Origin of the sequence: Streptacidiphilus monticola (genome assembly GCF_042658505.1) — a bacterium.
GTDB lineage: Bacteria > Actinomycetota > Actinomycetes > Streptomycetales > Streptomycetaceae > Streptacidiphilus > Streptacidiphilus monticola.
Genome location: NZ_JBHSQJ010000121.1, coordinates 1 through 1058, shown reverse-complemented (window position 1 = coordinate 1058; position 1058 = coordinate 1). Strand labels below are relative to the sequence as shown.

1 protein-coding gene is annotated in these 1058 nt (G+C 55.2%); it reads right to left on the bottom strand.

The window, feature by feature from the left end; genetic code table 11:
- Positions 1 to 5: 5 nt before the first annotated feature.
- Positions 6 to 986, bottom strand: a complete 981-nt coding sequence (locus tag ACFP3V_RS25015) for an IS5-like element ISKpn26 family transposase (protein WP_000019445.1) — start codon at positions 984 to 986, stop codon at positions 6 to 8.
- Between the last annotated feature and the right edge of the window lie 72 nt (positions 987 to 1058).

Here is a 1058-nt window from a genome sequence, read left to right as displayed (position 1 = left end):
GGTTTTTACTGAGATCTCTCCCACTGACGTATCATTTGGTCCACCCGAAACAGGTTGGCCAGGGTGAATAACATCGCCAGTTGGTTATCGTTTTTCAGCAGCCCCTTGTATCTGGCTTTCACGAAGCCGAACTGCCGCTTGATGATGCGAAACGGGTGCTCCACCCTGGCACGGATGCTGGCTTTCATGTATTCGATGTTGATGGCCGTTTTGTTCTTGCGCGGATGCTGCTTCAAGGTTTTTACCTTGCCGGGACGCTCGGCGATCAGCCAGTCCACATCCACCTCGGCCAGCTCCTCGCGCTGTGGCGCTCCTTGGTAGCCGGCATCGGCTGAGACAAATTGCTCCTCTCCATGCAGCAGATTACCCAGCTGATTGAGGTCATGCTCGTTGGCCGCGGTGGTGACCAGGCTGTGGGTCAGGCCACTCTTGGCATCGACACCAATGTGGGCCTTCATGCCAAAGTGCCACTGATTGCCTTTCTTGGTCTGATGCATCTCCGGATCGCGTTGCTGCTCTTTGTTCTTGGTAGAGCTGGGTGCCTCAATGATGGTGGCATCCACCAAAGTGCCTTGGGTCATCATGACGCCTGCTTCGGCCAGCCAGCGATTGATGGTCTTGAACAATTGACGGGCCAGTTGATGCTGCTCGAGCAGGTGGCGGAAATTCATGATGGTGGTGCGATCCGGCAGGGCGCTATCCAGGGATAATCGGGCAAACAGGCGCATGGAGGCGATTTCGTACAGGGCATCTTCCATGGCACCGTCGCTCAGGTTGTACCAATGCTGCATGCAGTGAATACGCAGCATGGTCTCCAGCGGATAGGGCCGTCGGCCATTGCCCGCCTTGGGATAAAACGGCTCGATGACAGCGGTCATATTCTGCCATGGCAGAATCTGCTCCATGCGGGAGAGGAAAATCTCTTTTCGGGTCTGACGGCGCTTAGTGCTGAATTCACTATCGGCGAAGGTGAGTTGATGGCTCATGATGTCCCTCTGGGATGCGCTCCGGATGAATATGATGATCTCATATCAGGAACTTGTTCGCACCTTCCCTAG

Excerpts from the sequence above, each read along its gene's own strand:
- ACFP3V_RS25015 (WP_000019445.1), bottom strand. The coding sequence starts at position 986 with ATGAGCCATCAACTCACCTTCGCCGATAGTGAATTCAGCACTAAGCGC.